Here is a 1,460-nt window from a genome sequence, read left to right as displayed (position 1 = left end):
GGACAGCGCCCGGGCGCGCTCCTCGCCGGTGCGCAGGGTCAGCCGGGCCTCGGTCTCGCGGGACCGAGCCCCGGACGCCAGCTCGATCAGCCGGTCGCGCCGCGCGCTGCCCTCGACGATGGCCGCCTCGCTCTCGGCGGGCTCGACCTCGGCCGCGGCGAGCCGCTCGGTCAGCTCCGTGAGCTGGGCGGTGTCGTCCTCGAGCGTGCGGGAGGCCGCCTCGAGCGACTGCTGCAGGCGCGCGGCCTCGGCGCTCGCGGCGCGGGCGGTCGAGCCGAGGTGGCCCAGCTGCTCCGCGACGGCGGCCAGGGCGGCGTCGGACTCGTTGAGCCGGTCCAGAGTGCTCTCGTGCGCGGCGCGGGCCGCGGCCTGGGCCTCGGTCGCGCCGACCAGCTCGAAGCGCACGCGCTCGGCGTCCGCCGTGGCCTGGGCGACACCGGCGCGGGCCTGGTCGAGGGCGGACTGCAGGTGCAGGGCACTGGGGGCCGTGGCCGAGCCGCCCGACGCCCGGTGCCGGGAGAGGACGTCCCCGGTGCGCGTCGCGACGACGAGGTCGGGACGCGCCGCGACGATCGCGCGGGCGGCGGCCAGGTCGTCGACGACGACGACGTCCGCCAGCAGGGTCTCGACAGCCGCCCGCACGTTCTCGGGGGCGCGCACGAGGTCGACGGCCCGGGCGGCACCGGCGGGGACGTCGGAGAGCGCGGGCGCTGGCGACGACGAGCCGCTGACCAGCAGCGTCGCGCGTCCGGCGTCCTCCGTGCGCAGGTAGCGGATGGCGTCGACCGCGGCGTCCACCGAGTCGACGGCGACGGCGTCGGCCACGGCACCGAGGGCGGCGACGATCGCCTCCTCGTTCTCCGGGTCGACCGCCAGCAGCGCCGCCACCGAGCCGACGAGGCCGGGCTGGCCGTCGGCCGCGAGCAGGGCGCCGACACCGTCCTTGCGCGTGAGGCTCAGCTCCAGCGTCTCGGCGCGGGACTCCAGCGCGGCGCGCTCGCGCTCGGCGGCGCTCAGCTGCTCCTGCAGGGCACCGAGCCGCTCGCTCGCCTGCTCGAGGGCCTCGACGGCCGCCTCGTGCTCGGCGTCGAGCCCCTCCTCGCCCTCCTCGACTCCCGCGACCTGCGACTCCAGGACCGCGAACTGCGTCGTCGCCTCCTGCCCGCGCTGCTCGGCGGCGGCCAGCGACTCGCGGAGCCGCCCGAGCTCGGCCTGCGTCGCCTCGACGCGGCTGCGCCGGGCGGCCACCTGGCCGGCAAGACGGGCGACGCCCTCGCGGCGGTCGGCGGCGCCGCGCAACGCCGTCGCGACCTCCTTCTCCGCTCCGGTCGCCTCGGTCTCGGCCTCCTGGCGCGCGGTCACGGCGGCCTCGAGCGCGGCCCGGGCGATCTCGACCTCGGCGGCCAGCTCGGCCTCGGCGGCGCGGACGCGCTCGGCCTGGGCGGCGAGGTCGTCAGGGT

General features: G+C 78.8%; 1 pseudogene. It reads right to left on the bottom strand.

Going from position 1 to position 1,460, the window contains the following annotated elements:
- Window positions 1-1,460, bottom strand: a pseudogene (locus tag ACXJKG_RS21145) (chromosome segregation protein SMC); the annotation flags it as partial.

It is taken from the genome of Cellulomonas sp. P5_C6, assembly GCF_054049635.1.
The sequence above is the reverse complement of the archived record's forward strand: the minus strand, read 5'-3'. Positions and strand labels throughout refer to the sequence as shown.